Origin of the sequence: Granulimonas faecalis, assembly GCF_022834715.1 — a bacterium.
Classification (GTDB): domain Bacteria; phylum Actinomycetota; class Coriobacteriia; order Coriobacteriales; family Atopobiaceae; genus Granulimonas; species Granulimonas faecalis.
This window is the reverse complement of record NZ_BQKC01000001.1, coordinates 270252-295195: the sequence shown is the minus strand read 5'-3', so window position 1 is coordinate 295195 and position 24944 is coordinate 270252. Positions and strand designations below refer to the sequence as shown.

At 70.7% G+C, this 24944-nt stretch carries 24 protein-coding genes; 3 read left to right on the top strand and 21 right to left on the bottom strand.

All coding sequences use genetic code 11. The annotated features are described in order from the left end of the window. Window positions 1-64 precede the first annotated feature (64 nt). Window positions 65-910, bottom strand: a complete 846-nt coding sequence (locus OR600_RS01375; RefSeq protein WP_251173450.1) for an ABC transporter ATP-binding protein — start codon at window positions 908-910, stop codon at window positions 65-67. Window positions 911-1058: 148 nt separating this feature from the next. Here OR600_RS01375 and ilvA point away from each other — a divergent pair, with 148 nt between their 5' ends. Continuing rightward, window positions 1059-2279, top strand: coding sequence for a threonine ammonia-lyase (ilvA, locus tag OR600_RS01370; RefSeq protein ID WP_135978939.1), 1221 nt, complete (start codon window positions 1059-1061; stop codon window positions 2277-2279). A 366-nt stretch (window positions 2280-2645) separates the two neighbouring features. Here ilvA and leuB read toward each other — a convergent pair whose 3' ends face one another. The 15 genes from leuB to OR600_RS01295 all read right to left on the bottom strand — a co-directional run bounded on the left by leuB (window position 2646) and on the right by OR600_RS01295 (window position 16152). Then, on the bottom strand, window positions 2646-3761 hold the full coding sequence (gene leuB / locus OR600_RS01365) for a 3-isopropylmalate dehydrogenase (RefSeq protein ID WP_265590499.1): 1116 nt from the start codon (window positions 3759-3761) through the stop codon (window positions 2646-2648). Then, the gene (locus tag OR600_RS01360) at window positions 3758-4264 is read right to left on the bottom strand and encodes a 3-isopropylmalate dehydratase small subunit (protein ID WP_135978937.1); all 507 of its coding nucleotides are present in this window, start codon (window positions 4262-4264) and stop codon (window positions 3758-3760) included. Before OR600_RS01360 ends, leuB begins: the two co-directional genes overlap by 4 nt. Before the next feature lie 2 nt (window positions 4265-4266). Then, the gene (gene leuC / locus OR600_RS01355) at window positions 4267-5544 is read right to left on the bottom strand and encodes a 3-isopropylmalate dehydratase large subunit (protein WP_239654510.1); all 1278 of its coding nucleotides are present in this window, start codon (window positions 5542-5544) and stop codon (window positions 4267-4269) included. Between the two features lie 25 nt (window positions 5545-5569). After that, on the bottom strand, window positions 5570-7099 hold the full coding sequence (locus tag OR600_RS01350) for a 2-isopropylmalate synthase (RefSeq protein ID WP_135978936.1): 1530 nt from the start codon (window positions 7097-7099) through the stop codon (window positions 5570-5572). Between the two features lie 473 nt (window positions 7100-7572). After that, a complete protein-coding gene (locus OR600_RS01345; protein ID WP_251164353.1) occupies window positions 7573-8511 on the bottom strand; it encodes a transketolase family protein in 939 nt (312 codons plus the stop codon). A 3-nt stretch (window positions 8512-8514) separates the two neighbouring features. Further along, complete coding sequence (locus OR600_RS01340; RefSeq protein WP_204408303.1) at window positions 8515-9372, bottom strand: transketolase; 858 nt, start codon at window positions 9370-9372, stop codon at window positions 8515-8517. 299 nt (window positions 9373-9671) lie between these two features. Then, the gene (locus tag OR600_RS01335) at window positions 9672-10355 is read right to left on the bottom strand and encodes a transaldolase family protein (protein ID WP_135978933.1); all 684 of its coding nucleotides are present in this window, start codon (window positions 10353-10355) and stop codon (window positions 9672-9674) included. A gap of 190 nt (window positions 10356-10545) precedes the next feature. Continuing rightward, window positions 10546-11187: a beta/alpha barrel domain-containing protein gene (locus OR600_RS01330; RefSeq protein WP_265590498.1), complete on the bottom strand. Its 642-nt coding sequence runs from the start codon at window positions 11185-11187 to the stop codon at window positions 10546-10548. A 2-nt stretch (window positions 11188-11189) separates the two neighbouring features. After that, window positions 11190-12080 carry a dihydrodipicolinate synthase family protein gene (locus tag OR600_RS01325; protein WP_265590496.1) on the bottom strand — a complete coding sequence of 297 codons (891 nt, stop codon included), beginning with the start codon at window positions 12078-12080 and terminating at the stop codon, window positions 11190-11192. A 2-nt stretch (window positions 12081-12082) separates the two neighbouring features. Then, the gene (locus OR600_RS01320) at window positions 12083-12703 is read right to left on the bottom strand and encodes an SIS domain-containing protein (protein ID WP_265590495.1); all 621 of its coding nucleotides are present in this window, start codon (window positions 12701-12703) and stop codon (window positions 12083-12085) included. A 9-nt stretch (window positions 12704-12712) separates the two neighbouring features. Beyond that, window positions 12713-13240 carry a hypothetical protein gene (locus OR600_RS01315; RefSeq protein WP_265590494.1) on the bottom strand — a complete coding sequence of 176 codons (528 nt, stop codon included), beginning with the start codon at window positions 13238-13240 and terminating at the stop codon, window positions 12713-12715. Next, a complete protein-coding gene (locus OR600_RS01310; RefSeq protein WP_135978929.1) occupies window positions 13237-14010 on the bottom strand; it encodes an HpcH/HpaI aldolase family protein in 774 nt (257 codons plus the stop codon). The genes OR600_RS01315 and OR600_RS01310 overlap by 4 nt, the downstream gene beginning before the upstream one ends. 70 nt (window positions 14011-14080) lie before the next feature. Continuing rightward, window positions 14081-15400 carry a PTS ascorbate transporter subunit IIC gene (gene ulaA / locus OR600_RS01305; RefSeq protein WP_265590493.1) on the bottom strand — a complete coding sequence of 440 codons (1320 nt, stop codon included), beginning with the start codon at window positions 15398-15400 and terminating at the stop codon, window positions 14081-14083. Between the two features lie 42 nt (window positions 15401-15442). Further along, complete coding sequence (locus OR600_RS01300) at window positions 15443-15739, bottom strand: PTS sugar transporter subunit IIB (RefSeq protein WP_135978927.1); 297 nt, start codon at window positions 15737-15739, stop codon at window positions 15443-15445. Then, window positions 15739-16152, bottom strand: coding sequence for a PTS sugar transporter subunit IIA (locus OR600_RS01295; protein WP_265590492.1), 414 nt, complete (start codon window positions 16150-16152; stop codon window positions 15739-15741). The genes OR600_RS01300 and OR600_RS01295 overlap by 1 nt, the downstream gene beginning before the upstream one ends. A gap of 401 nt (window positions 16153-16553) precedes the next feature. Between OR600_RS01295 and OR600_RS01290 the strand changes: the two genes are divergently transcribed. Further along, entirely contained in the window at window positions 16554-17348 is a 795-nt protein-coding gene (locus tag OR600_RS01290) for a DeoR/GlpR family DNA-binding transcription regulator (RefSeq protein WP_265590491.1), read from the top strand. Between the two features lie 321 nt (window positions 17349-17669). Here OR600_RS01290 and deoC read toward each other — a convergent pair whose 3' ends face one another. The 4 genes from deoC to OR600_RS01270 form a co-directional block, all read right to left on the bottom strand. After that, window positions 17670-18374 carry a deoxyribose-phosphate aldolase gene (gene deoC / locus OR600_RS01285; protein ID WP_135978924.1) on the bottom strand — a complete coding sequence of 235 codons (705 nt, stop codon included), beginning with the start codon at window positions 18372-18374 and terminating at the stop codon, window positions 17670-17672. A 153-nt stretch (window positions 18375-18527) separates the two neighbouring features. After that, the gene (locus OR600_RS01280) at window positions 18528-19310 is read right to left on the bottom strand and encodes a GntR family transcriptional regulator (protein WP_251164354.1); all 783 of its coding nucleotides are present in this window, start codon (window positions 19308-19310) and stop codon (window positions 18528-18530) included. A 115-nt stretch (window positions 19311-19425) separates the two neighbouring features. Beyond that, on the bottom strand, window positions 19426-20661 hold the full coding sequence (locus OR600_RS01275) for a sensor histidine kinase (protein WP_135978922.1): 1236 nt from the start codon (window positions 20659-20661) through the stop codon (window positions 19426-19428). Further along, window positions 20658-21365, bottom strand: a complete 708-nt coding sequence (locus OR600_RS01270; RefSeq protein WP_135978921.1) for a response regulator transcription factor — start codon at window positions 21363-21365, stop codon at window positions 20658-20660. Before OR600_RS01270 ends, OR600_RS01275 begins: the two co-directional genes overlap by 4 nt. A 194-nt stretch (window positions 21366-21559) precedes the next feature. On the opposite strand from OR600_RS01270, the gene OR600_RS01265 reads away from it, so the two are divergent. Continuing rightward, complete coding sequence (locus OR600_RS01265; protein WP_204407926.1) at window positions 21560-22285, top strand: C39 family peptidase; 726 nt, start codon at window positions 21560-21562, stop codon at window positions 22283-22285. 237 nt (window positions 22286-22522) lie between these two features. Here the strand turns inward: OR600_RS01265 and tsaD are convergent, their stop codons facing one another. Beyond that, window positions 22523-24913, bottom strand: coding sequence for a tRNA (adenosine(37)-N6)-threonylcarbamoyltransferase complex transferase subunit TsaD (tsaD, locus tag OR600_RS01260; RefSeq protein WP_265590490.1), 2391 nt, complete (start codon window positions 24911-24913; stop codon window positions 22523-22525). Window positions 24914-24944 lie beyond the last annotated feature (31 nt).

Here is a 24944-nt window from a genome sequence, read left to right as displayed (position 1 = left end):
CAACGCGGAACCCGCAGCAGGCCGGTATGCGGGCCCCGCCGCGGGCCGGCGCCGCCCGCCCCGCTCACCCGTACACGCCGCGCAGCGAGTACCAGCCGTCGCGCTCCTCCACGGCCAGAGGCACGCCGAAGAGCCCCGTCATGGCGTCGTCGCGCAGCAGCTCGTCCTTGGGGCCGTCGGCCACCACCCGGGCGCTGCCGATGAGCAGCACACGCCCGATGGCCGGGACGATGTCCTCAGGGTAGTGGGTCACGAGCACCACGGAGCGCCCCTCGGCGGCCAGCGTGGCCATGGCCTCGCGCACGTGGTACATACCCTCGGGGTCCAGGCCCGTGCAGGGCTCGTCGAACACGAGCACCCCCGGGTCGCGCACGAGCTCGCGGGCCACGAGCACGCGGCGCACCTGGCCCGTGGAGAGCGTCATGACGTCGCGGTCGGCCAGGTCGGCGATGCCCAGGCGCTCCAGGGCGTCGGCCGCCAGCCTGCGGTGCCCCTCGGTCACCTCGCGGCGCAGGGGCAGCCCCAGCGTGCCGAAGAGCCCGCCCGCCACGACGTCGGCCGCCGGCAGGTGCACGCGCACCTGGTCGTGCATGGTGCCGCTCACCACCCCCAGGCAGGCGCGGATGTCGGAGAGCGCGGGGCGGTCCTGGCCGCGGAAGCGCACGGGCGGCTCGTCGCGGTGCAGCGGCAGTACCTCGCGGGTGAGCAGCTGCACGAACGTGGACTTGCCCGCGCCGTTGGGCCCGAGCAGCGCGACGGACTCCCCCTCGGCCAGCGAGAAGGACCCCACCGAGAGGATGGTCTTTCCCGTGCGGCGCACCTGGGCGTCGCGGAGCTCGAACAGCGGCGGCCTCCCCCCGGGCGTCTCCGGGGCCCGCGCGGCCCCGCCCCTCTCGTCAGGCTCCCCCATGGGCCCTCCCCGTGCGTCGAGACTGAAAACACCCTGCCGACGGCGCGGCGGGTTTCCCTATAGTAGTCGAGAACGGCCGGACCGGGCCCCCGCCCGTGGGACCGGTGACCGCCCGGATGCCACGCACCGCACCGCACGAAGGAGCCCCATGGCAGAGATGCTCACCCTCGAGGCCTTCGAGGAGGCCTCGATCAAGGTCAAGGACGTCACGCAGGAGACCAAGCTGCAGGAGAGCCCGCAGCTCTCGGCCGCCACAGGCAACCGCGTGTGGCTCAAGCCCGAGAACCTCCAGCGCACCGGCGCCTACAAGGTGCGCGGCGCCTACTACAAGATCTCGACCCTCTCCCCCGAGGAGCTGGGCCGCGGCCTCATCACCGCCAGCGCCGGCAACCATGCCCAAGGCGTGGCCTATGCCGCGAGCCGTGCCGGCGCCCGCTCCGTGGTGGTCATGCCCACGACGACGCCGCTTATCAAGGTGGAGCGCACCAAGGCCCTGGGGGCCGAGGTGGTGCTCGCCGGCGACGTCTACGACGAGTCGTGCGAGCGCGCGCTGGAATTGGCCGAGGAGCAGGGCCTCACCTTCGTGCACCCCTTCAACGACCCCACGGTGGCCACGGGCCAGGGCACCATCGCCATGGAGATCGTGCAGGAGCTACCGCTCGTGGACACCATCCTCGTGCCCATCGGCGGGGGCGGCCTCGCCTGCGGCGTCGCCACGTTCGCCAAGCTGTACAACCCCAAGATCCGCGTCGTCGGCGTGGAGCCCGCCGGAGCCGCCTGCATGCGTGCCAGCGTGGAGGCCGGCCATGTGGTCAAGCTCCCCGGTGCCGACACCATCGCCGACGGCACCGCCGTGCTCGAGCCCGGCGACAAGGTCTTCCCCTACGTGCGCGACAACGTGGACGAGATACTCACCGTGGAGGACGAGGAGCTCATCGTCGCCTTCCTCGACATGGTCGAGAACCACAAGATGATCGTGGAGAACTCCGGCCTGCTCACGGTGGCCGCGGCCAAGCACCTGCCCGCCGAGGGCAAGCGCGTGGCGGCGATCCTCTCCGGCGGCAACATGGACGTGATCACCATGAGCTCCGTGGTGCAGCACGGCCTCATCCAGCGCGGGCGCATCTTCACGGTCTCCGTGCTGCTGCCCGACCGCCCCGGCATGCTGGTGAAGGTGGCCTCGGTGGTGGCCGAGAACAACGGCAACGTCATCAAGCTGGACCACAACCAGTTCGTGAGCACCAACCGCAACGCCGCCGTGGAGCTCAAGGTGACCATCGAGGCCTTCGGCGCCGGGCACCGCGACCAGATCGTGACCGCCCTGGCCGACGCCGGCTTCGCACCGACGGTGGTCCAGGCGCAGCTGTAGGGCCGCGAGGCCTTCGGCTCCCGGGACCCGGGTTTTGCATCACGGGAGGGGTTGGGGCCCGGCGAGCAGCGCTCGTCTGTCCCAACACTCGGACACTTTTGTCCCACCGTCACTTTGGTCGGACTCTTCCTCTGCCACACCCGTGGTGAGAGTACCCGCGGAACGTTCTACGGGTGCCGGGAGCGGCAAAAACCACCCGTGGAAGCTTCTGCGGGTGACGGGACGCCCGGGCGGTACCCGCAGAAGCTTCCACGGGCGCTTATCCACCCATAGAACGTTCTGCGGGCACCGAGGGCCACGGCCGTCCCGCCAGTCGGACGCTTCGGGCGCCGCACGCGGGTACCGCCGCGACAGGAGCAGGCGCCCCTAGGCCAGGTAGGCCGCCACCCTCTCGCCCATGGCCGCGCATCCCAGCACGCGGTCGGCCGGGGTGGCGTCGTCGGCGATGTCAGCCGTGCGCCAGCCGTCGTCGAGGGCGCGCTCCACGGCTGCCTCCACGGCGTCGGCGGCCGCGGGCTGGCCCAAGCCGTGACGTAGCATGAGGGCCACGGAGAGGATCTGGGCCAGGGGGTTGGCCACGTCCTTTCCGGCGATGTCGGGCGCCGACCCGTGGCTCGGCTCAAAGAGCGGCGTGCCGTCGCCCAGGCTCGCGCTGGCGAGCATCCCCAGCGACCCTGCCACCATGGAGGCCTCGTCGGACAGGATGTCGCCGAAGGTGTTCTCGGTCACCACGACGTCGAACTGCGCCGGCCGGGCCACCAGCTGCATGGCGCAGTTGTCCACGAGCATGTCGGAGAAGGCCACCTGCGGGTACTCAGCCGCCACGCGGTGGGCCACGTCGCGCCAGAGCTTGCTCGTGCCCAGCACGTTGGCCTTGTCCACCGAGCAGACCGTGGCCCGCGGGCGCCCGGCCGCGGCCTCGAAGGCGTAGCGCACCACGCGCTCGATCTCTCCCTCGCCGTACTCCAGGGCGTCGGAGCACCACACGCCGGGCTCGCCGTTCGCGCCGGCGCCGGGAGCGTCGTCGATGCGCTCGCGGGCCCCAAAGTACAGGCCGCCGGTGAGCTCGCGGACGATGAGCATGTCCACGCCGCGCACAAGCTCGGGCTTGAGGCTCGAGGCGTCCACCAGGGCGTCGAACACGTGCACCGGGCGCAGGTTGCAGTAGAGGCCAAGAGCCTTGCGGATGGCGAGGAGCCCCTGCTCCGGGCGGGGGGCGGCGGGGTCGGTGGTGTCCCACCTGGGGCCGCCCACGCTGGCGAGAAGCACGGAGTCGGCCGCACGGGCGGCCTCCAGGGTGGCGTCGGGCAGGGCGCAGCCGCAGGCGTCGATGGCGGCGCCGCCGATGAGGTGGCCCTCGCAGTCCACGGTGAAGCCGAACCTCTCGGCCACGGCGTCGAGCACCGCGCGCGACGCCGCCATGATCTCTGGGCCGATGCCGTCACCGGGCAGGCAGCAGACGGTGTAGGCGGTCACGGTCACTCCCCCTCCCTGGCGTCGAGCACCCGGCGGGTGCGCTCCACGAGGCCGCCGGCGTCCATGATCTCGACAAGGAACGGCGGGAACGGTTCGGCGGTGAACTCCTGGCCCGTGGTGACGTCGCGCACGGTGCCGGCCTCGGTGTCCACGGCAACGGTATGGCCGTCCTCCACGGCGTCCACGGCCGCGGGGCACTCGAGGATGGGCAGTCCCATGTTGATGGCGTTGCGGTAGAAGATGCGGGCGAAGCTCTTGGCCACGACGCAGGCCACGCCGGCGGCCTTGAGGGCCACGGGGGCGTGCTCGCGCGACGACCCGCAGCCGAAGTTCTCCTCGGCCACCACGATGTCGCCGGGGCGCACGCGGTCGACGAAGGTCTCGTCGAGGTCCTCCATGGCATGGCGGGCCAGCTCGGCTGGATCGGACGTGTTGAGGTAACGGGCCGGGATGATGACGTCGGTGTCGATGTCGCGGCCGTAGCGGAAGGCGGTGCCCTCGAACTCCATGGCTACTCCTCTCGGGGGTCGAGATCGCTGGGCAGGCAGATGCGGCCGGCCACGGCGCTCGCCGCGGCGACGGCCGGGGCGGCCAGGTAGACCTCGCTGGTCTTGGCGCCCATGCGACCCACGAAGTTGCGGTTGGTGGTGGAGATGCAGCGCTCGCCGTCGGCGAGGATGCCCATGTAGCCGCCCAGGCACGGACCGCAGGTGGGCGTGGAGACGACGCAGCCGGCGTCCACGAAGACGTCCATGAGGCCTTCTGCCACGCACTGGCGCCAGACGTCCTGGGTGGACGGCAACACGATGCAGCGGACGCCCGGGGCCACGCAGCGGCCCTCGAGGACGTCGGCGGCCTCGCGCATGTCCTCGATGCGGCCGTTGGTGCAGCTGCCGATCACGGCCTGGTCCACGGCGATGTGGCGGCTCTCGGCCACGGTGTGCACGTTGCTGGGCAGGTGCGGCCAGGCCACGCAGGGCTCCACCTCAGCCAGGTCGATGGTGACGGTGCGGGCATAGGCGGCGTCAGCGTCGGGGTGGTACTCGGTCCACGGGCGCTCGCAGCGGCCCTCGAGCCATGTGCGGCAGACGTCGTCCACCTCGAAGAGCCCCGCCTTGGCGCCGGCCTCGATGGCCATGTTGGCGATGGTGAGTCGCCCCTCCACGGAGAGGTCGGCCACACCGGGGCCGCCGAACTCGAGGGCCTGGTAGAGGGCGCCGTCGACGCCGATGAGCCCGATGAGGTGCAGGATGACGTCCTTGGCTGTGACATAGGCGGGCAGCTCGCCCACGAGCTCCACGCGCAGGGTCTCGGGCACGCGGAACCAGGCGCGGCCGCTCGCCATGCCCACACCGGCATCGGTGGAGCCCACGCCGGTGGAGAAGGCGCCGATGCCGCCGTAGGTGCAGGTGTGGGAGTCGGCGCCGATCACGAGGTCGCCGGGGCCCACGACGCCCTGCTCAGGGAGCAGCGCGTGCTCCACGCCGGCGCGGCCCTGCTCCCAGTAGTGGGAGATGCCCTGAGCGTGGGCGAAGTCGCGCATCCTCTTGGTCTGCCCGGCGCTCTTGATGTCCTTGTTGGGGGCGTAGTGGTCGGGCACGAGGCACACGCGGTCGGCGTCCCACACGCCGTGGCCGAGGTCCTCCACCACGTCGATGGCGATGGGGGCCGTGATGTCGTTGGCCAGCACGAGGTCGAGGTCGCACTCCACGAGCTGCCCGGGATGCGCCTCGGACAGCCCCGCGTGGGCCGCGAGGATCTTCTCAGCCATGGTCATGGGCCTGGGCATGGTTGTCTCCTAACTCGCGCCGTGCCTAGGCACGCTCGCGCTTGTCGGCGATGAGGCGGTTGAGGGCGTTGAGGTAGGCGCGGCAGCTCGAGACGATGATGTCGCCGTCGGAGCCGCGGCCGATGTAGACCTCGCCGTCGCCCCCGGTGACGCGCACGGTGACCTCGCCGAGGGCGTCGATGCCGCGGGTGACGGCCTTGACCGAGAACTCCGAGAGGTCGCAGCCCACGCCCACGACCTTGTCCACGGCCTTGTAGACGGCGTCCACGGGGCCGGTTCCGTAGGCCACCTCGGTGATGCGGTTGCCGTCCTCGCCGATGAGGGTGAGGGTGGCCGTGGGGGTAAGCGGGAAGCCGCAGGAGATCTGCACGGCGTCCAGGGTCCAGATGGCCTCGTCGGCGCGGTTGCGCTCGTTCACGATGGACTCGAGATCGCCGTCGTAGACCTCCTTCTTCTTGTCGGCCACCTCGAGGAAGGCCTCGTAAACGGGCTCGAACTCGGCGTCGGTGAAGGCGTAGCCCAGCTCCTCGTAGCGGTGGCGCAGGGCGGCGTGGCCGCTGCGGGCCGAGAGGATGATCTGGGAGCCGCCGGCGCCCACGTCGGCCGGGTCGATGATCTCGTAGGTGTCGCGGGCCTTGAGGACGCCGTCCTGATGGATGCCCGAGCTGTGGGCGAAGGCGTTGGCGCCCACGATGGCCTTGTTTGGCTGCACGTTGATGCCGGTGATGGAAGAGACCAGGCGGCTGGCGCGGGTGAGCTCGCGTGTGTCGACGCCCGTGTGCGCGTCGAGCTCCTCGCCGTGCATGCGGATGGCCATGACCACCTCCTCCATGGCGGTGTTGCCGGCCCGCTCGCCCAGGCCGTTTATGGTGCACTCGATCTGAGAGGCGCCGTTGCGCACGGCCTCCATGGCCAGCGCCGTGGCCATACCGAGGTCGTTGTGGGTGTGCACGGAGACGGTGACGTCCTCGATGCCGCGGACGTTCTCCACGAGGGAGCGGATGCGGGCGCCGAAGTCCCACGGCAGGTTGTAGCCGGTGGTGTCGGGAATGTTCACCACGGTGGCGCCGGCGTCCACGGCTGCCTGGATGATGCGGACGAGGAACGGGATGTCAGCGCGGCCGGCATCCTCGGCGTAGAACTCCACATCGTCCACGAAGCTCTTGGCGTAGCGCACGGCATGGACGGCCCGCTCCACGGCCTGGTCCTCGGTGAGGCGCAGCTTGTCGCGCAGGTGGGACGGCGAGACGCCCAGGCCCGTGTGGATGCGGGGGCGCTTGGCCGTAGCCAGAGCCTCGGCGGCCACCTCGATGTCGCGGTCAACGGCGCGGGTGAGGCCGCACACCACGCAGTCGTCGCCGGCCAGGCGGCCGATCTCGGCCACGCTCTTGAAGTCGCCCGGGCTCGAGATGGGGAAGCCGGCCTCGATGACGTCGACCTTCATGCGGATGAGCTCGCGGGCCACCACGAGCTTCTCCTCGGTGTTCATGGAGGCGCCGGGCGACTGCTCGCCGTCGCGCAGGGTGGTGTCGAAGATGGCGATCTTGCGGGTCATGGTCCCTCCTTGGGGGTCCGGGGCCCGCGGCGTCAAGAGAAAGCACGCGTGGGGCCCAAGGGCGACGCGTGCTCTCGATGGTGCTGGGTGCTCGCGTCTTGCTAGGTCGCAAGGGCGAGAAGGGACCGCGGGGACGGTGCGTGGTTCATGGGGCCGCCTCCTCGGTCGCGGACTGATGCTTGTGGAGGGAGTATGTCATGGTTCTGTGGAGGGGACAACAGGGCGTTTTCAGATGGAAACAGAAACGGGACCGGGCGGAGCTTCTCCGCACCTGAACGCGGTTGAGGGCGACCCATCCCGCACCTGAACGCGACTAGGGGCGGATTCCTGTCGCATGGACACGAAGAAGGGCGCCCCGGGCACAGAATCCGTGCCGTGGGGCGCCCTCAACCGCATTCAGGTGCCAAGGGGGTGCCAGGGGGTGCCGCCAGGGGGGTGCCAGGGGGGGGTGCCGCCAAGAAGCCGGGCCGGCATCAGCCTTGACAGAACCCCCGGACCTGGCGGGCGATGCCCTGGGCGTCCAAGCCAAAGTGCGCGAGCAGGTCGGCCGCCGGAGCGGAGGTGCCGAACGTTGTCATGCCCAGACGGTGCACGGGGCAGGGGCGCCTCTCGCCGAGGAGCTCGGCCACCGCGGCGCCGAGGCCCGTGGCGGTGCTGTGCTCCTCGACCGTGACCACGCGGCCGCAGCGTTCGGCGGCGGCGAGGACGGCCTCCTCGTCTAGCGGGCTCACGGAGTAGGCGTCAACCACGTGGACCTCGATGCCGTCGGACGCGAGGATGTCGGCCGCGGCGAGGGCCTGGGAGACCTCGACGCCGCAGGCCACGATGGCCACGTCGCGGCCCTCGCGCAGCACGCGGGAGCCGCCGAGCTCAGCGGCGAAGCCCTCGTCGTACAGGGCGGGGACGGGATGACGGCCCATCCGCACATAGAGGGGGCCGGGCGTGGCGGCGGCCAGGCGCAGGCATGCGGCGGCGCTGTCGTAGTCAGCTGGCACGAGCACGCGCATCTGGGGCAGGGCGCGCATCATGCCGATGTCCTCGAGCGACTGGTGCGTGGCGCCGTCCTCGCCCACCGTGATGCCGGCGTGGGTGGGGCACACCTTCACGTCGAGGCCGGAGTCGCACACGGTGTTGCGGATCTGGTCGTAGGCGCGGCCGGTGGCGAACACGGCGAACGAGCCACAGAACACGGTGCGGCCGGTGAGCGACAGGCCCGAGGCCACGCCCACCATGTCCTGCTCGGCGATGCCCACGTCCACGAAGCGGTCGGGGTAGGCGGCGCCGAGGACCCCCAGCTTGGTGGAGCCGGCGAGGTCCGCGTCCACGGCGCAGACGTTCAGACCTTCCTCGACGAGCGACACGAGCGTGGCGCCGTAGGCCTCGCGGGTGGCGCGGGGTTTGGTCTCAGCCATGCCTTAAGCCTCCTTCTCGATGGCGTCGCGCTCGGCGTCGAGCTCGGCGAGGGCGGTTGCGGCCTGCTCGGGGCTCGGCGCGTTGCCGTGCCAGGAGGCCTGGTCCTCCATGAAGGAGACGCCCTTGCCCTTGACGGTCTCGCAGACCACGGCCTGGGGCGCGCCGGCGGCGGCCTTGACGGCGGTAAGGGCGGTCACGACGGCGGCCACGTCGTGGCCGTCCACGCGGGTGACGCCCCAGCCGAAGGCCGCGAGCTTGGCGTCGATGTCACCGAGGGAGCAGACGTCGGTCACATGCCCGTCGATCTGCAGGTTGTTGAGGTCGACGATGGCGCAGAGGTTGTCGAGGCCGCGGTGGGCGGCGAACATGAGCGCCTCCCAGTTGGACCCCTCCTGCAGCTCGCCGTCGCCGAGCAGGCAGAAGACCTGGCGCGGGGTGGCGCCGACGGCCGCGGCGTCGATCTTGAGGCCGAGGGCGCAACCGGCGGAGACCGAGAGGCCCTGGCCGAGGGAGCCGGAACAGACCTCCACGCCGGGGCAGGCGTGGGAGTCGGGGTGGCCCTGGAGCTTGGAGCCGAGCTGGCGCAGGGTCATGAGGTCGTCGTCGGAGAGCCAGCCGAGCCGGTGGTAGGCGGCATAGAGGATGGGGGCGGCATGACCTTTGGAGAGGAAGAAGCGGTCGCCGGTATGGTCGTCGGGGTTCCCGGCGTCATAGTCCATGACGCCCGAGAAGAACAGGGCGGCCACAATGTCGGCCGCCGACAGCGACCCGCCGGGGTGGCCCGACTTGCTCTGCGCCAGCATGCGGATCACGTCGTGGCGCATGGCGTTGGCTGCGAGCCTGAGGTCTCGCGTGTCCAAGGATGGTCCTCCTTCTGCGAGGTGAACGGACGGTTCAAGCATACCCGTCGAGCGGGGGCGCGACGGGAAGACGGCGGCGGGCGGGGCGCCTCTGCGGGCGCGTCCCTCTCAGCACCTGAACGCGCCTGGGGGCGCCCCTCTCCAAACCTGAACACGCCTGAGAGCGGATTCCGCCTCCCTGAACGCGCTTGAGGGCGACTTCCCGCACGGTTCGGCACCGGTGGTCGCCCTCAATCGCATTCAGGTACCGATGGGCGTGCCGATTGGGGGCGGCCGACAGCGGCAGGGAGAGCGTCGCTCTACTCCGCGGCGGACACCTTGGCCCAGTCGGCCTCGAAGGCGGCCAGGCCGGCGTCGGTCAGCGGGTGGTGCAGGCACCTCTCGAGCGTGGCAAAGGGCACGGTGGCGATGTCCGCGCCCATCAGGCCGGCCTGGGCCACGTGCTCGGGCGTGCGCAGGGAGGCGGAGATGACCTCGCAGACTCCGTCGACGTTCTTGCCGGACCAGTCGTAGTTGGAGACGGCGGCCACGACGTCGGCCAGGCGGTCCACGCCGCTCTCGGCGATGTCGTCGAACCTGCCCACGAACGGGCTCACATACCGGGCACCGGCGTTGGCGGCCATGAGGGCCTGGGGCACCGAGAAAATCAGGGTCATGTTGACCCGCACGCCTTGGTCTGCCAGGCGGCGGCAGGCCGAGAGGCCCTCGGCGCACACCGGCAGTTTCACCACGATGTTGGGTGCCAGGGAGGCGAGGCGAAGACCCTCCTCCACCATGGCGTCGGCGGTGGCGGCGGTGGATTCGGCCGAGACGGGCAGGCCGTCGCAGAGCTCGGCGATGCGCAGCATGTGGGCCTCGAAATCGGCCAGGCTGCCGCCGGTCCGGGCGTAGAGGGTGGGGTTGGTGGTGACGCCGGCCAGGCAGCCCCAGCTGTAAGCGGTCTCGATCTGCCCGAGGTCGGCGGTGTCGATGAAGAACTTCATAGGGTCATCCCCTCTCTGGGGTGTCACGTCGGCCGGACACCCCGAGCATCTTGACATCATCTTCTAAATAGACAAAGTGACAGATGGTCCAGGCACCCCTGTCACGCGGTGCGGCGGGCGGTATCTGGGACAAAAGTGCCCGACCATTGGGACAAAAGTGTCCGGGTGGTGGGACAGTGGGGCAGGTGGGCTAGCGGGCGGCCCGGTGCGCCCTCACTGCCGCGCGCACGGCCCGGGCGTTCTCGGCGATCGCCTCGACCGACCCCGTGGCGAGCAGGCCGCCAAAGCCGCAGCAGTCCACGCCGGACGCCAGCCACTCGGGAAGGTTCTCCAGGGTCACTCCGCCGGAAGCCATGAGTGGCATCCACGGGGTGGGCGTCTTGAACAGACCCACCAGGGAGGGGCCGTAAACGCTGGATATAGGAAAGCACTTGATAAAAGACGCCCCGAGCTCCAAGGCCCTCACAGCCTCCGTCACCGATGTGCAGCCCGGTGCGTAGGGCAGCTGGTAGCGGTTGCATGTGGCCGCGACGGCCTCGGACAGGCAGTTGGACACCACAAAGCGCGCCCCCGCCATCCGGGCCATGCATGCCGTGGCCTCGTCCATAACCGTGCCGGCGCCCACAAGCACCTCGTCGCCAAAGCGCCCGACGATGGCCTCGATGGCCCGGACGGCGCAGGGTGCGGTGAAGCTCACCTCGAGGGCGTCCATGCCGCCGGCGAGACACCCCTCGGCGATCTCGAGGGCACGCTCCGGAGTCTCGGGGCGCACCACGGCAAAGGCCCATCCATCGGCCAGTCGCTGGCCGACCTCGGCCCTCTGCAGCCCCATGGTCACTCCTCCCCCGCAAGCGCGGCCACGAGGGCACGGGCGGCGGCATCGGCCTCGGGCCCAGCCTCCTCCACGGGGAGCCGGGCCGGCCCGACCGGATAGCCCGACAGCTCCACGAGGCGCTTGAGCATCTGGGGCACGGCACCGAGGTGCAGCACGTCCCGCACCGGCTCGAGCGCGGCCTGGAGCTCGGAGGCGCGCCCGGTCTCGCCCGCCTCAAGGGCGGCCCAAAGGCCCACGACCGTCTCGGGCACGAGGTTGGCCGTTCCCGCCACGGCGCCGGATGCGCCGAGGGCATGGGCCGCAGAGATGATCCCGTCGGAGCCCACCAGCACGTCAAGGGCGCCATCGCCCGCCTCGATATAGGAGGCGAGGAGGTCGAGGTCGCCGGAGCTGTCCTTGATGCCGGCGATGGAAGGGTGGGCGGCAACCTTGGCCACGACGGCCGGCGCGATCACGCGTCCCGTGGCCTTGGGGATGTTGTAGAGCAGGACCGGCACCTCGGCGGCGTCGGCGACGGCCTCGAAGTGCGCCGCGAGCTCGTCGTCGCTCGGCTGCAGGAAGTACGGGTTCACCACCGAGAGACCCGACACACCGGTGTCCTGGACCCGTTTGACGAGCTCCCGCGCCTCCGCCGTGGAGCAGGAGCCCACGCCTGCGATGACCGGCACCCGGCCGGCCGCCCGCTCCACAAGGTGCGCCGTGTATGCCACCCGCTCGTCGTCGGAGGCCACATGGAACTCGCCGTTGGAACCAAAGGCGAACAGGCCGTCCACTCCGGCGCCCACGAGACGTTCCACGAGGGTGTCGGCGTTCCCCGCCACCAGCGGCTGCCCCGCCGTGCGGCCGAACGGGGTCAGGATGGGGACGATGACCCCGGAAAAAGCCGCCATGGTCAGACCACCGCCGACTGCGTGCCGAGGATGGATGCACCGAGGGCGCCGGCCGGGTGCCAGCGCACGTAGGTCTCGGGGTCCAAGCCGCGCTCCGCCTGAAGCAGGATCGACAGGCACTGGAGCTCGATCATCTCCGCCAGGATGGAGGCACGGGGCGGCTTGTTCATGGCGTCCCCCTCCTGCTCGACACCGGCGATGAGGGCCACATCGGCATTGCGCGCCAGCCAGGACCCGGGCTTGCCGGTAAGCGCCACGATACGGGCGCCGTTGGCCTTGAGGCACTCCACCGAGCGCTTGAGCTCGGAGGTCTCGCCGGAGTTGGAGATGGCGACCACGACGTCGCCGGGAAGCACCTGGCCGGCGCTGCCGTGGACGCACTCGGTGCCGTCGAGCTGATAGGCCGGGGTCCCGGTGGACGAGAACAGCGACGCCGCGTACCCGGAGACATGCCCCGGCTTGCCGATGCCCGTCACATGGAGACGTCCGCCGGCGGCCTCGGCGTCAAGGATGAGCCTCTTGGCGTCGGCCAGCGCGCCGTAATCGATGGCCCCCACGTAGTCGCGGAGCGACCGCGCCATGATGTCGAGGAACGTCCTCGCTTGGTCTTTCTCAAAGTGCATGGGTTCTCCTCAAGTCGTCAAAGATGGGACGGGGCGGTCATGGTCGGCCGGGGCGACACCACGGTCGCCGAGGGCGCGGGCGAGCGCGGAGGCAAGCCTGTCGGCGTCGGCGCGGCCGTCGCACCCCACGGCAAGGGCCTCGAAACCGGCTGGGTGGTCCACCCAGTCGCCCCAGAGCAGCAGCACGCACGAGGTACCGCGTACCTCCGTGCGGAACGCCGTCACCGAGCGGCAGGGCACGCGCCTTCGCCCGCCGCCGCGACCGGCCGGGGGCAGCACGAGGTCATCGCCGTCGAACTCGATCACGGGTGCGGGCCTCACGGCGTCGCGCGCCGCCGCAGCAGCCCGCCGGCTGAGCACCCAGGCGACCGGCACGGCCGCCAACGCCCCCAGGAGCCAGAGCACCGAGCCCGTGACCTGGGCGAGGGCCCCCGATGCGAAGGCGGCGAGCAGGGAGGCCGCGGTACCGGCGGCATAGGCTGCGACGCCCCGCACGGAGGAGCGGAAAGAGGGGACGGCACGGAGGTCGTCGCTCATCGCGCACCCCCTCCCAGCAGACGGTCGTAGTCGGCACGGGCCCCGGCGAATGCGTCGCGCAGCAGATGGGCGTCGATGGCGCTCACCATGAGGTCGAGGTCTCCGGCATAGGTGCCGAGGAGCTCGTTGGACCCGATGATCCCAAAGGCCCGGCCGTGCCTCCTGCAGGCGTCGCGCACGCGGTCGATGAGGGCGAGCTCCTCGGCACAGCCCACCTCGTCCGGGCGGCCGAGCGAGATCGCGAGGTCACAGGGGCCCACGACCGCAGCGCCGACGCCGGGGGTGGAGAGGATCTCGTCGACGTTCTCGACCCCGGCCACCGTCTCGATCTGCACGACCGCGAGGGTGCCGTCGTTGGCGGCCCCCATGGTCGGGCCGTGGCCGCCGCTGGGGCCAAAGCGGGTGTGACCGCCTCCAGAGTAGCTTCGCCGCCCCAGGGGCGGGTACTTGGACCACCCCACAAGGAGGCGCGCCTGCTCGGCCGTCTCCACCATGGGAACCATGACCCCCGTCGCACCGAGGTCCAGCGTGTGCGACACCCAGTCCCGGCTGAGCTCGGGCACCCGCACCACGGTGGGCAGCCCGCAGGCGTCGGCGAGCAGGAGCAGCGACCCGAGCGACCCCGCATCGAGGTTGCCATGCTCGCCGTCGAGGAGCAGGAAGTCCAAACCGGCCGCCTTTGCCATAAGCACGCAGGGGGCGTCGTCGAGCACCTGCACGAGGAGGCCGCCCTGGGCCTTCCCCTTTCCGAGGTCGCGAAAACCAGTCATGGGGTTCTCCCATCCCGGGGCGGGCACCCACGGCGCCCGCCCCGCACAGCATCCCTAGGGCCGACAGGTGTCACTGGAAGAAGGAGCCTATGCCGTAGACGATCGATCCGATGACGTTGTAGTCGACGTTGGGGAACGAGGCGCCGGCGATGCCGAGGCCCGAGAAGAGCGGGTACAGCAGCAGCGGGCCTGCGCAGAGCACGATGCCGATGAGGAACGAGCCGAGGGCCGCGCCGCGCCAGCCGCCGTAGGCGTATCCCATGACGCCGCAGGTGCCGCCGGAGAAGAAGCAGATGCCGGCCGCAGGGATCATGATGGTCTCGCTATGGAACAGCACCATGAGGGCCATGGCCGCCAGGCCGCCCAGGAACGAGCCGATGAAGCCGATGATCACGGCGTTGGGGGCGAACGGGAAGATGGCGGGGCAGTCGACGGCGGGCAGGGCGTTGGGAACGAGCTTCTCGGAGATGCCCACGAAGGCGGCGGTGATCTCGGCGATGAACTGGCGGACGCCAAAGATGAGGACGGACATGCCGGCCGCGAACTTCAGGCCGGCAAGGAAGGGCCACAGCCACCAGAGGTCGTTACCGAAGTACTGGCCGGCCAACGTGGCGCCGGTGCTCTCGTTGACCACGTCGTTGAAGTGGCCGGTGACGAGGCAGGCGATGGTGACGATGTAGAACAGTACGATCATGAACAGGGCCACGGAGAAGACGAAGTCCTTGAAGAGCTTGAAGAACTCGGGAAGCTCGCGCTCCTCCACGGCGCCCTTGGCGAGGTCGGCGTCGTTCTTCTTGGCGAAGAGCTTGCCGCAGTAGCCCGCGATCATGTAGCCGATGGCGTTGAAATGGCCGATGGCGAAGGTCCGGCCGCCGGCCACCTTGTCGACGAAGGGCTGACAGAGCATGGGCAACGCCGCACCGCAGACGCCGAGGACGAGGCCGCCCAGGAGCACGGTCACCATGAACGGGGCCCCGAGGCCGATGAACACGAGGGCGAGCACGCAGGAGAAGTAGAGGAAGTGCTGGCCCGTGAGAAAGATGGCCTTGAACGGGGTGAACTTGGCCACCAGCACGTTGCAGACGAAGCCGACGAGCATGACCAGGGCGACCTCGGTGCCGTAGGTCTGCAGGGCGAGCGACGTTGCCACCTCGACCTGCGTCACCACGCCGGAGACGGAGAACGCCCTGTTGAACATGTCGGAGAAAATGGTCACCTGGGCCGACATGGCGTCGGAGCCGATGTTGAAGATCAGAAAGCCGATGATGGTCTTGACGGTGCCGGAGAAGACGTCCACGGCCGACTTCTTCTGGAGAAGGAGGCCGATGAGGGCGAAGACGCCCATGATCACAGCCGTGTTGCGCAGCTGCATAAGGAACATGTCTACCATATGGGTTCCTCTCGGGGCCCGGACGGGCGGTTGTCGGTTCGTTTACTCGGTCTGGGCCTCGGCCCACTCCTTGAGGACGCGGCGGATCTCCTCCTTGTCCACGAGGTTCTTCACCCCCACCGCCGCGGGCACACGCGGGTCGGCGTTGAGCTCGTCGGTGAGGTCACACATGGTTATGACGAGGTCGCCCGTGAACCCGAGGATGGAGTCGAGGTTGCCGTGCTCGGTGACTATGGGCAGCCCCTCCTCGGCAATGACCTGGTCGCACTTGATCTTGAGGATCATCGACGAGCCCATGCCCGCCCTGCAGCACACCAGCGCACGGTACTTCTTGGCCATCAGAGGCCTCCTTCCTTCTCCCGGATGAGGTCCAGCACCTCTCCGGCCGTCTCTGCCTCGTCGAGTCCCACATAGAAGCCCTCGTCGCCCAGCAGCTCTGCAAGGGACATCAGGGCCTGCAGGTGCCCGCCGTCGTCGGCGGCCACCAGAGGGAAGAGGTAGCTCACAGGGTCGTTGGCCTCGCTCCCGAACTCCACGGGCTCGGCGAGGCGCACCACGCCGATGCCGTTGCCCAAGGCGCCCTGGTCGGGGCGCGCGTGGGGTATGGCCACATGGGGGGCCAGCACGAAATAAGGACCGAGCTCCTTGGCGCCCCGCACGATGTCGTCCACGTAACCCTGGGTGGCGATCCCAGCCTCCACAAAGGGCGCGACCGCCGTGCGCACGGCGTCCTCCCAGTCACGTGCGACCACATCGAGTTAGACGAAGGGCTCCTGCACAAGAGCGGACAGCACCGATCCACCTCGCTCTCCTCCAGGCGGGCGCACCCGCCACCGACAAGCCGTGGGGAAACATCCATTAATCCGTTCCCCCTCGCTTGAAATATGAACGTTTTGACGGGAAATGGACTATGAATCCGCGATCATCCCCGAACGGCCAGATATTGCCCCTGAGCGGTACATCCGTTTTTACCTTAATCTACCTGCTGTTTTATATTCCCGTGCGCGTATTGTCCCTGAGCTCCATTCAAAAGGACATTCGTTCGTATAATACGAACATAACCCACGATTTATATGAACGTATTCCATGGAACCGTGGGATGAAAAACAATGGGGCCTATACTGTCCCCAGGGACCCACGGACGGGAGTGCCGATGAAACGCAGCCGCGACCTTGTCGCCGAGAGACGCGACGCCATCATGGTCCTCGTGGAGCAGCGAGGGGAGGTGGCGGTCTCCGAACTCGCCGAGCGCTTCGAGGTCTCGCCGCTCACCATTCGACGGGACCTCTCCTACCTCGAGGAGCAGCGGGTGGTCGTACGGCAGCACGGCAAGGCGGTGCTGGACAACCCCCTGGGAAGGCCCTCCGGAACGAGACGGGTGCGCTCCATCAGGACCATCGCCACCGAGGCCGCCTCCCTCGTGGAGGACGGGGACTGCATCTTCATCAACGCCAGCTCCACGGCCCTGGCCATCGTCGAGCACATACGCGCCCAGGACGTGACCGTGGTCACGAACAACGGGAAGGCGCTCTTCCTGGCCTCGTCGCCCCACGTGTCGCTGCTGCTCACCGGCGGAGAGATCCGGCCTCCCAAGGCGTCCATGACCGGCGAGGACGCCCTGCGCTGCATCGAGCGTGTGACGGCCACCAAGTGTTTCTTGGGCACGAGCGGGTTCTCCCCCATACACGGGCTCACCTCGGCCACGGCGCCCGAGCCGGCGGTCAACGCCGCCATGCTCGACCACGCCCTCACCCGGGTGGTGGTGGCCGACTCGGAGAAGATCGGCCGCACGTCGAGCTTCCACTGGGGCGACCCAGGCGACATCGACCTGTTGATCACCGACACGGGCGCCACCGACGAGCAGCTGCAGGCGTTGGAGCGCCACGGGCTCCGCAGCGCCGTGCGGTGCGACCCGGCGGGGGAGCTTGCGGCGGAGCGGCTGTTCTAGCCACCGGCGCCCGAGCCTGCGCCTGGCGGCCGGTTGGCGCACCCCTCGACGCGCACCTCTCGGCGCCTCGGCGCCGCCAGCTCCCTCCCTCTCGACACCACCCCCTTATCGGCACCTGAACGCGATTGAGGGCGCCCCTCCCCGCACCTGAACGCGCTCGGGGGCGGATTACGCCTCCCTGAATGCGATTGAGGGCGACTTCCGGCATGGTTCCGCGCTGGAAGTCGCCCTCAATCGCATTCAGGTGCCGACGGGGGTGCCGACGGGGGGGGTACAGGTGGCGCCGACGGGCGGCAGCCGCCCTACCCCGCGGCAGCCGCCCTACTCCCCCAGCACCTCGGGCGTGGAGCGGTACCCGATGCCCATGCGATCGATGCCCTTGTCGATGAGCTCGAGGAAGTGCTCCCGGTCGCGAATGCAGCCGGAGCCCTTGACGCGGATCTCGCCCTCCCCGGCCTCCATCATGAGGTCCACCACCTCGTTGGTGGCGCCGCGCTGCTCGCCACCGGTGTAGAAGCCGGTGGACGACTTGATGAAGTCGGCGCCGGCGGCCACGGCGCAGCGGGTGCCGTCCTGAATCTGCCCATGGGTGAGGGCGTCCGTCTCGATGATGACCTTCACCAGGACGCCCCTGGCGTGGCAGGCCTCCACGACGGCGCGGATGTCCTCGGTCACGTAGTCGAGGTCGCCGGAGCGCAGGCGACCGTAGTTGGCCACGATGTCGAGGTCCTGGATGTCGTAGCCGTCCATGATGGCCTCGGCCTGGGCCACCTTGGAGGCCGTGGAGCTGGTGCCAAAGGGGAAATCGCACACCACGCAGAGACCGGTGCCGGTACCCTCCACCATGGGGGCCACGATGGGCAGGCTCGACGGGTTGATGCAGATGGTCGCGCAGCCGAAGTCGATGCCCTCCTGGGCGTACCTCCTGATGTCCTCCACCGTGAACTCGGGCTTGAGGACCGACTGGTCGATATAGGCGGCGAGCTCGGCGCGGCTCATCTCGGAGGCGGGCTTGGCGGGGGTCATGGTGCTCCTCTCTGCAAGGGGTCTGAAGGACGGTTCGAAGATACGACCGCCCGCAGGCCTTTTCGGGGAGCGTGGGGAAAAACAGCCTCCTGATGCTGAACGTTCTGTACGTTTGCGGCGGGGCGGCGGCCGGTGTCCGCGCGCGCCGCGACCCTAGGCGCGCCGGTAGGCGGTGCCCTCGGCGGAGACATCGAGCACGAACCGCGAGAGGGCGGCCGGCATGAGGATGACGCTCGTCTCGAACGGAAGACCGTCGCCGTCGAGGGTCTGGCGCACACAGCGCAGGGCCGGGGCGCCGGGCTCCAGCCCAAGGGCCCGGGCCTCCCCCGCCGCCAGCGTGCAAGCCTCGTAGGCCTCCAGCGCCCGGGCGGGGAGCTTGCCGCTGCCGGCGGCAATGGCAGCGTAGAGGGAGCCCGTGCCCTCCACCTGCCCCCGGGAGAGGCCGGGCACGAGGTCCTGCGGCACCCAGGCCGTCACATACTGCCGCGGCTCGCCGTCGGCCATGCGCACGCGCACCACCCGCCAGAGGGGCGTGCCCTCGGCCACCTGGAGCTGGCGGGCCTGACGCTCGTGGGCGGGCACGGCGGAGAGGTCCAGCAGGCGGGAGAAGGGCTCGCCGCCGGCGGAGCGCACCTGCCCGGAGAAGTTGAGGGCCGTGGAGATGTCCTCGGCTTCCTCGGGCCACCGGGCGAAGGTCCCGAGCCCCCGGCAGCGCACCACGCGGCCCTCGCGGGCGAGCTCGTCGAAGCAGCGGCGCACAGTGCCCCGGGAGAGGCCGAAGGCCCGGCAGAGCTCCTGCTCGGAGGGCAGCGGCTGGTCGGGACCCACTGCGCGCGCGGCGATGACCTGCAGAATGCGATCCTTGAGCTGGCGGTAGAGCGGCGCCTGCGCCGCCGGGTCCAACGGCGGGGCGCACACGAGGGCGAGCACGTCCATGGGTCCTCCTCCGGTGGCCGACGGGACAAAGGTACCCGAGCGGCAGCCCCGGCCGGTGGGACAAAAGTGCCCGACCATTGGGACAAAAGTGTCCGGGTGGTGGGACGAGGCGGGGTCAGCGGGGCAGCTCCACCGTGAACGTCGTCGTGCCGCCGGCGCTCTCCGCCCACACGCGGCCGCCGTGGGCCCGGGCGATCTCCTCCACGATGGAGAGGCCCAGCCCGGCCCCGGCGCCGTCGCCACGGGCGTCGTCGCCTCGCACGAACCGCTCGAAGACGTGGGGCAGCAGCTCCTCCGGGATGTCGGGCCCGTTGTCGCGCACCGTCATCCGCACGCCGCCGTCGGAGGCGCGGCCCACCCCCACCACGACCTCCGTGCCGTCGTCGCCGTGGGCCACGGCGTTCCTCACCAGGTTGGAGAGCATGCGGGCGGCCCGGCCCGGGTCCACGGCGGCCACGCACGGGCCGTCGGCCGCCACCCGCACCGTCAGGCCGTGGGCCGCGGCGTCGGGCATGGCCTCCTCGGCCACCTGCTCGCCGAGGAGCACGAGGTCGACCCGGCTCCTCTCCAGGGGGATGGTCTGCAGGTTGAACCGCGAGATCTCGAAGAGCTCCTCCACCAGGTCGCCGAGGCGCACCGCGCGCCCGTGGGCCACCGAGACGTAGCGACGGCGAGCGTCCTCGGGCAGGTCGGGTGACTCGTCGAGGAGCTCGAGGTAGCCGGTCACGGAGGTGAGCGGGGTCCGGAGGTCGTGGGCCAGGTAGGTCACAAGCTCGTCCTTGCGGCGCTCCGCGGCGAGCGCGGCCTCGTCGGCCTCCAGGCGCTCCCGACGCACCGACTCCAGCTCGCGCCCGGCCACGGAGAGCTCCTCGGGCAGGCGCACCGGCGCCGCGGGGTCGCGCACGAGGTCGGTCACCGCGGCGGCGAGGTCGTCGAAGGCGTCGAGGTAGCGGCGCTGCGCCCAGAGGAACACGACCACCAGCCCGCTCAGGTAGACGACGACGGCCGCAGGGGCCTTGAGGTCGTGGAGGCGCGTGTAGAGCGTGATGTCGCGCACGCGGAAGACCTCCTCGCCCGTGGCCTCGTCGTAGCCGCCCACCACCTGATAGGCCTTGCGGGGGTCTGAGAAGCGGCCCGTCTCCGCGAGGACGTTGTAGTCCTCCACCGTGTAGGTGGCCCATGCGGAGTCGTTGGCTGCGATGGCCTCGCCGAGCGCGCTTACAAGGTCCCGCGAGCCCCACGCCACGAGGAGGCAGAACAGCGTCCACAGGGCCACCGCGAGCACGGTGCGGCCCTCGACACGGCGGGCCAGGACGCGGGCCTGCTCGCTGCGGGAGGCCCGCCGCCTCACCGGCCGTCGCCCGACACGCGGTAGCCCACGCCCCACACGGTCTGCACGTAGCCGCGGGAGGCGTCCACACGCTCGAGCTTGGCGCGCAGGCGTCGGATGTGCACCATCACAGTGTTGCGCGACGAGGCGTCCGGCTCGGCGTCCCACACGCGGCGGAACAGGTCGCCCACGGGCACGGGGTCGCCGTCGGCGGCCATGAGCTCCTGGAGGAGGCGGAACTCCGTGGGAGTGAGGTTGAGGGGCACGTCGAGGAGCGACGCCCGGTGCGCCACGGGGTCGAGGGCGAGCGGGCCCACCCGCAGGCCGTGGGAGGAACCCTCGCTGCGGCGCAGGCGCGCCCGGATGCGGGCCACGAGCTCGCGGGGGCGGAACGGCTTGGCCACGTAGTCGTCGCCGCCGATGGTAAGGCCCACCACCTGGCTGGTCTCGTCGTCCTTGGCGGAGAGGAAGATCACCGGCAGGTCGGGCTCGCGGGAGCGGAGGAGGCGGCACGTCTCGAAGCCGTCCATGCCCGGCATCATGACGTCGAGGACCACGAGGTCGACGGGGCCGTCGGTCACGGCGGCCAGGGCCTCCTCGCCGCTGCCCACGCCCACGAACCCCAGGCCCTCGCCCTCCACCAAGGCGCCCACCAGGCCCACGATGGCCGGGTCGTCGTCCACCACGAGGACCCGCGGCGTGCGCCCCTCTCGTCCCTCCCCCATGGCTCTCCCCTCTCCCCGCTCCGTTGCCCCCAGTCTAGGGGGACTGCGAGTGCCGGACGGCCCTGTCAGGCCACCGTAAGGAATTCGTAAGCCACCCTTACGGGCTTGTCAGCAAGCGTAAGGCGCCCGTCACGGACTTTCCGGGAGGCAGGGCGGACGATGGGGACACCGAGACGCGACGTGAGGAGGACCCCATGGACACGCGACCCACCACCGTTGCCGCCAACCCCTACCCGGACGAGAGCGCGGCGTTTCCCGCACCGGCGTCCTGGCAGGAACCGCCCCACCGACGCGTGGGCGCCATGGTGCTCATGGTCCTTGCGGCCGTGGTCGCCCTCTGCCTCGTGGCCGTGGCCTTTGGTCTGGCGGGTACGGCGGCGCGGGCGGCGGACGGCTCGTGGGCGAGCGACCCTGCGGGGCAGTGGCGCCAGGGCAGCGTGCCGCGGCTGTACCAGACCGACCCCGCCTGGTCCGGGGAGCCCTACGCCGGGCAGACCGTCGGGGAGGCCGGCTGCGGGCCCACGTGCCTCTCGGCCGTGTACGTGGCGGTCACGGGGCGCGGCGACCTCACGCCGGTGGACGCCGCGCGCCTGTCGGAGCGGGGCGGCCATGTGACCGACGGCCTCACCGCCTGGACCCTCATGGACGAGGGCGCCGCCTCGGTGGGCCTCGCGTCGCGGCCGGTGGCGGCCGACGCCGGCGCCGTGCGGGCGGAGCTGGCCGCAGGCAGGCCCGTCATCGCCTCCATGGGCCCGGGCGACTTCACGAGCAGCGGGCACTTCATCGTGCTCACCGCCGTGGACGACGCCGGGCGCCTGCAGGTCATGGACCCCAACTCGGAGCCGAGGACCGAGCAGCCCTGGAACCTGGAACGCACCCTCTCCCAGGCGCGGGCGCTGTGGTCCTTCTCCAAGGCGTGACAGCGGTGACAGTGGTGTGACAGCGGTGCCTGGCCCATCTGTCACTTCGCATGTTTCTCACTTTATGATATGCCTCCATGCCGGAGGGGCCTGTGGCATGGGTTTTGGCCTCCAGACGCCGAGAAACCCATGCCGTAGCGGCCTCCAGCATGGGCTCTTGGCACCTACCGGGCGAGAATCCCATGCCAAAGCTCGCTTTGGCATGGCCGGGCGGTGAGGCCGGGACAGCAGGCGCCCCTACAGCGACATGTTGGGGTCCCCGTCCATCGACAGCGGGACCAGCCGGCCGGCATGGTAGTCGCGCAGGGCCACCAGCGCGATCATGGCGGCATTGTCGGTGCAGGCGTTCATGGGCGGCACGGTCACCCGCACACCCCGCTCGCCCAGGCGCTCGCGGTAGGCCGCACGCAGGGCCGGGTTGGCCGCGACGCCGCCGCCCACGCAGAAGTCGTCCACGTCGCACTCCTCCACGGCCGTGAGAGCCTTGGCCACCTGCACGTCAATGACGGCGGCCTGGAAGCTCGCGGCGAGGTCGGGCAGGTCGATGGGGCGCCCGGCGGCGTTCTCGGCCTCGATGTAAGTGATCACCGCGGTCTTGAGGCCTGAGAGCGAGAACCGGTAGTCGTGGCTGTGGAGCATGGCCCGCGGGAACGCCACCGCCCTGGGGTCGCCCTGCTCGGCGAGGCGGCTGATCACGGGGCCGCCGGGGTAACCCAGGCCCAGGGCCTTGGCCACCTTGTCGAAGGCCTCCCCCACGGCGTCGTCGATGGTCTCTCCCAACACCTCGTAGTCGCCCCAGCCGCGCACGTGCACGAGCATGGTGTGGCCACCCGAGACGAGGCTCGCCACGAAGGGCGGCTCGAGGTCGGGGGTCTCGAAGAGGTTGGCGTAGAGGTGGCCCTCCAGGTGGTTCACCCCCACGAGGGGGATCCCGGCGGCAGCGGCGAGCCCCTTGGCGAAGGCGATGCCCACCACGAGGGCGCCCACGAGGCCAGGGCCCTGGGTGACGCCCACGCAGTCGAGGTCGGAGACCAGAAGCGTCTTGCAGCCGAAGTGCGCGCCCGCCTGGGCCATGGCCTCCTCGAAGACGCCCACCACGGCCTCGGTGTGCTTGCGGCTGGCGATCTCGGGCACCACGCCGCCAAAGCGCGCGTGGAAGTCGATCTGGGTGGCCACCACGTTGGCCACGATCTCGCCCGTGCCGTCGATGACGGCCATGGCGGTCTCGTCGCAGGAGCTCTCGATGGACAGCACCAGCGGTTTTGCCGCCTCGACGGCAGCGGCAGCCTCGGCCGTGCGGCCCGCGTCGACCATGGGCCAGGGCTCCACGGCGGCCGTGGGGTCGGGCAGGTCGTCGCTGGCGGCGATGGAGAGGGGCAGGGACGCCGTGAGGATGAGGGCGTCGCGGCCGCTGCCGTAGTAGTCGGGGCGCCGGCCGGCCTCGGAGAAGCCCACGGAGCCGTAGAGCGCCCGGGCGGCGGCGTTGTCCTCGAAGACCTCGAGGGACGCCGTGCGGGCGCCGAGCATCTGGCCGTCGTAGGTCACCCGGGCCAGGAGCCTGCGGCCGACGCCCTCCCGGCGCCGGGCCGGGCTCACGCAGACGTCGAGCACCTCGAGGTCGTCGCCGGCCATCTGGGCGCCGGCGAAGCCCACCACCTCGCCCTGGTCGTGGGCCACCCACCAGGTACGGCCCTCGGCCCCCAGCTCCTGGGAGAACATGGCCTCGTTCCACGGAGTGTGCTCGGTGCCGGCGAAGACGGCGTCCTCGAGCAGCGCCACCTGGGGCGCGTCGTTCACGCCCATGGGGCGCAGCTGGAGGTGGCGGCCGGCCAGGGCGTCGTCGACGCCGGTGGTGGCCACGGTGGCCGGCTCGGCCATGCCCAGGCGTTTGAGCTCGTTCTCCTCGGCGTCCGAGAGGCGCGTGTACACCGGCAGGACGAGGGCGGGATGGCCGTCGCCCTCCCAGAGGGCGGGGTCGGCCGCGGCCGAGAGGAGCAGCGACTCCCCCGTGGGGTGCCAGAGCGCCTCGGGCAGCACGGCGGTGAGGCCCGCCTCGGCAAAGAGCCCGCGGTACTTCCTGAGACCGTCGCCGGTGAGCTGGATGTCGGCGCCGTCCGCGCGGTCGGCCCACGCCGCCGCGGCGGCCGGTGCCTTCATCACCGTCTCCACCGAGAAGAGCCGCTTGGGTCCCTCGTCGTCCACGCCATAGAGGCCCGGGTAGACCTCGCGGCGCATGGCGTCGCCTACCACGCCCACGAGGCCGCGCACGCCGGCGGCCCAGGCGCGCCAGGCCACGGCGTCCAGGGTGGAGGCGCCCGCCACCGGGCGGTCGAGCCCGCAGCCCAGGCCCTTGGCCGTGGCGATGCCGATGCGCACCCCCGTGAAGGACCCGGGGCCGCGGCCCACCACCACGCGGTCCACGTCGCCCATGGAAAGGCCCGCCTCGTCGAGAAGGCCAAGGCACGTGGGCACGAGCTCCACGTTGGCTTGGCGACGGCACGGACGGTCGCCCGAGGCCAGGACCTCCACGCGCCGGCGGCCGTCGCCAACGCCCACCCGCGCCACGGCACAGGCAAGCTCGTCGGTGGAGGTGTCGAAGGCAAGGACGACGCGGTCTGGTGTGGTCATGGGCAGGTCCTCCAAAGGCTCGGGTTGCACC

Coding starts and splice junctions, on each gene's coding strand:
- OR600_RS01335 (WP_135978933.1), bottom strand. CDS start 10,355: ATGAAGTTCTTCATCGACACCGCCGACCTCGGGCAGATCGAGACCGCT.
- OR600_RS01350 (WP_135978936.1), bottom strand. CDS start 7,099: ATGACCCGCAAGATCGCCATCTTCGACACCACCCTGCGCGACGGCGAG.
- OR600_RS01325 (WP_265590496.1), bottom strand. CDS start 12,080: ATGGCGGCTTTTTCCGGGGTCATCGTCCCCATCCTGACCCCGTTCGGC.
- OR600_RS01310 (WP_135978929.1), bottom strand. CDS start 14,010: ATGACTGGTTTTCGCGACCTCGGAAAGGGGAAGGCCCAGGGCGGCCTC.
- ulaA (WP_265590493.1), bottom strand. CDS start 15,400: ATGGTAGACATGTTCCTTATGCAGCTGCGCAACACGGCTGTGATCATG.
- OR600_RS01320 (WP_265590495.1), bottom strand. CDS start 12,703: ATGCACTTTGAGAAAGACCAAGCGAGGACGTTCCTCGACATCATGGCG.
- OR600_RS01265 (WP_204407926.1), top strand. CDS start 21,560: ATGGACACGCGACCCACCACCGTTGCCGCCAACCCCTACCCGGACGAG.
- leuC (WP_239654510.1), bottom strand. CDS start 5,544: ATGCCCAGGCCCATGACCATGGCTGAGAAGATCCTCGCGGCCCACGCG.
- OR600_RS01360 (WP_135978937.1), bottom strand. CDS start 4,264: ATGGAGTTCGAGGGCACCGCCTTCCGCTACGGCCGCGACATCGACACC.
- OR600_RS01300 (WP_135978927.1), bottom strand. CDS start 15,739: ATGGCCAAGAAGTACCGTGCGCTGGTGTGCTGCAGGGCGGGCATGGGC.
- OR600_RS01330 (WP_265590498.1), bottom strand. CDS start 11,187: ATGGGGCTGCAGAGGGCCGAGGTCGGCCAGCGACTGGCCGATGGATGG.
- deoC (WP_135978924.1), bottom strand. CDS start 18,374: ATGACCCCCGCCAAGCCCGCCTCCGAGATGAGCCGCGCCGAGCTCGCC.
- OR600_RS01345 (WP_251164353.1), bottom strand. CDS start 8,511: ATGGCTGAGACCAAACCCCGCGCCACCCGCGAGGCCTACGGCGCCACG.
- ilvA (WP_135978939.1), top strand. CDS start 1,059: ATGGCAGAGATGCTCACCCTCGAGGCCTTCGAGGAGGCCTCGATCAAG.
- OR600_RS01290 (WP_265590491.1), top strand. CDS start 16,554: ATGAAACGCAGCCGCGACCTTGTCGCCGAGAGACGCGACGCCATCATG.
- OR600_RS01270 (WP_135978921.1), bottom strand. CDS start 21,365: ATGGGGGAGGGACGAGAGGGGCGCACGCCGCGGGTCCTCGTGGTGGAC.
- OR600_RS01280 (WP_251164354.1), bottom strand. CDS start 19,310: ATGGACGTGCTCGCCCTCGTGTGCGCCCCGCCGTTGGACCCGGCGGCG.
- OR600_RS01375 (WP_251173450.1), bottom strand. CDS start 910: ATGGGGGAGCCTGACGAGAGGGGCGGGGCCGCGCGGGCCCCGGAGACG.
- tsaD (WP_265590490.1), bottom strand. CDS start 24,913: ATGACCACACCAGACCGCGTCGTCCTTGCCTTCGACACCTCCACCGAC.
- OR600_RS01315 (WP_265590494.1), bottom strand. CDS start 13,240: ATGAGCGACGACCTCCGTGCCGTCCCCTCTTTCCGCTCCTCCGTGCGG.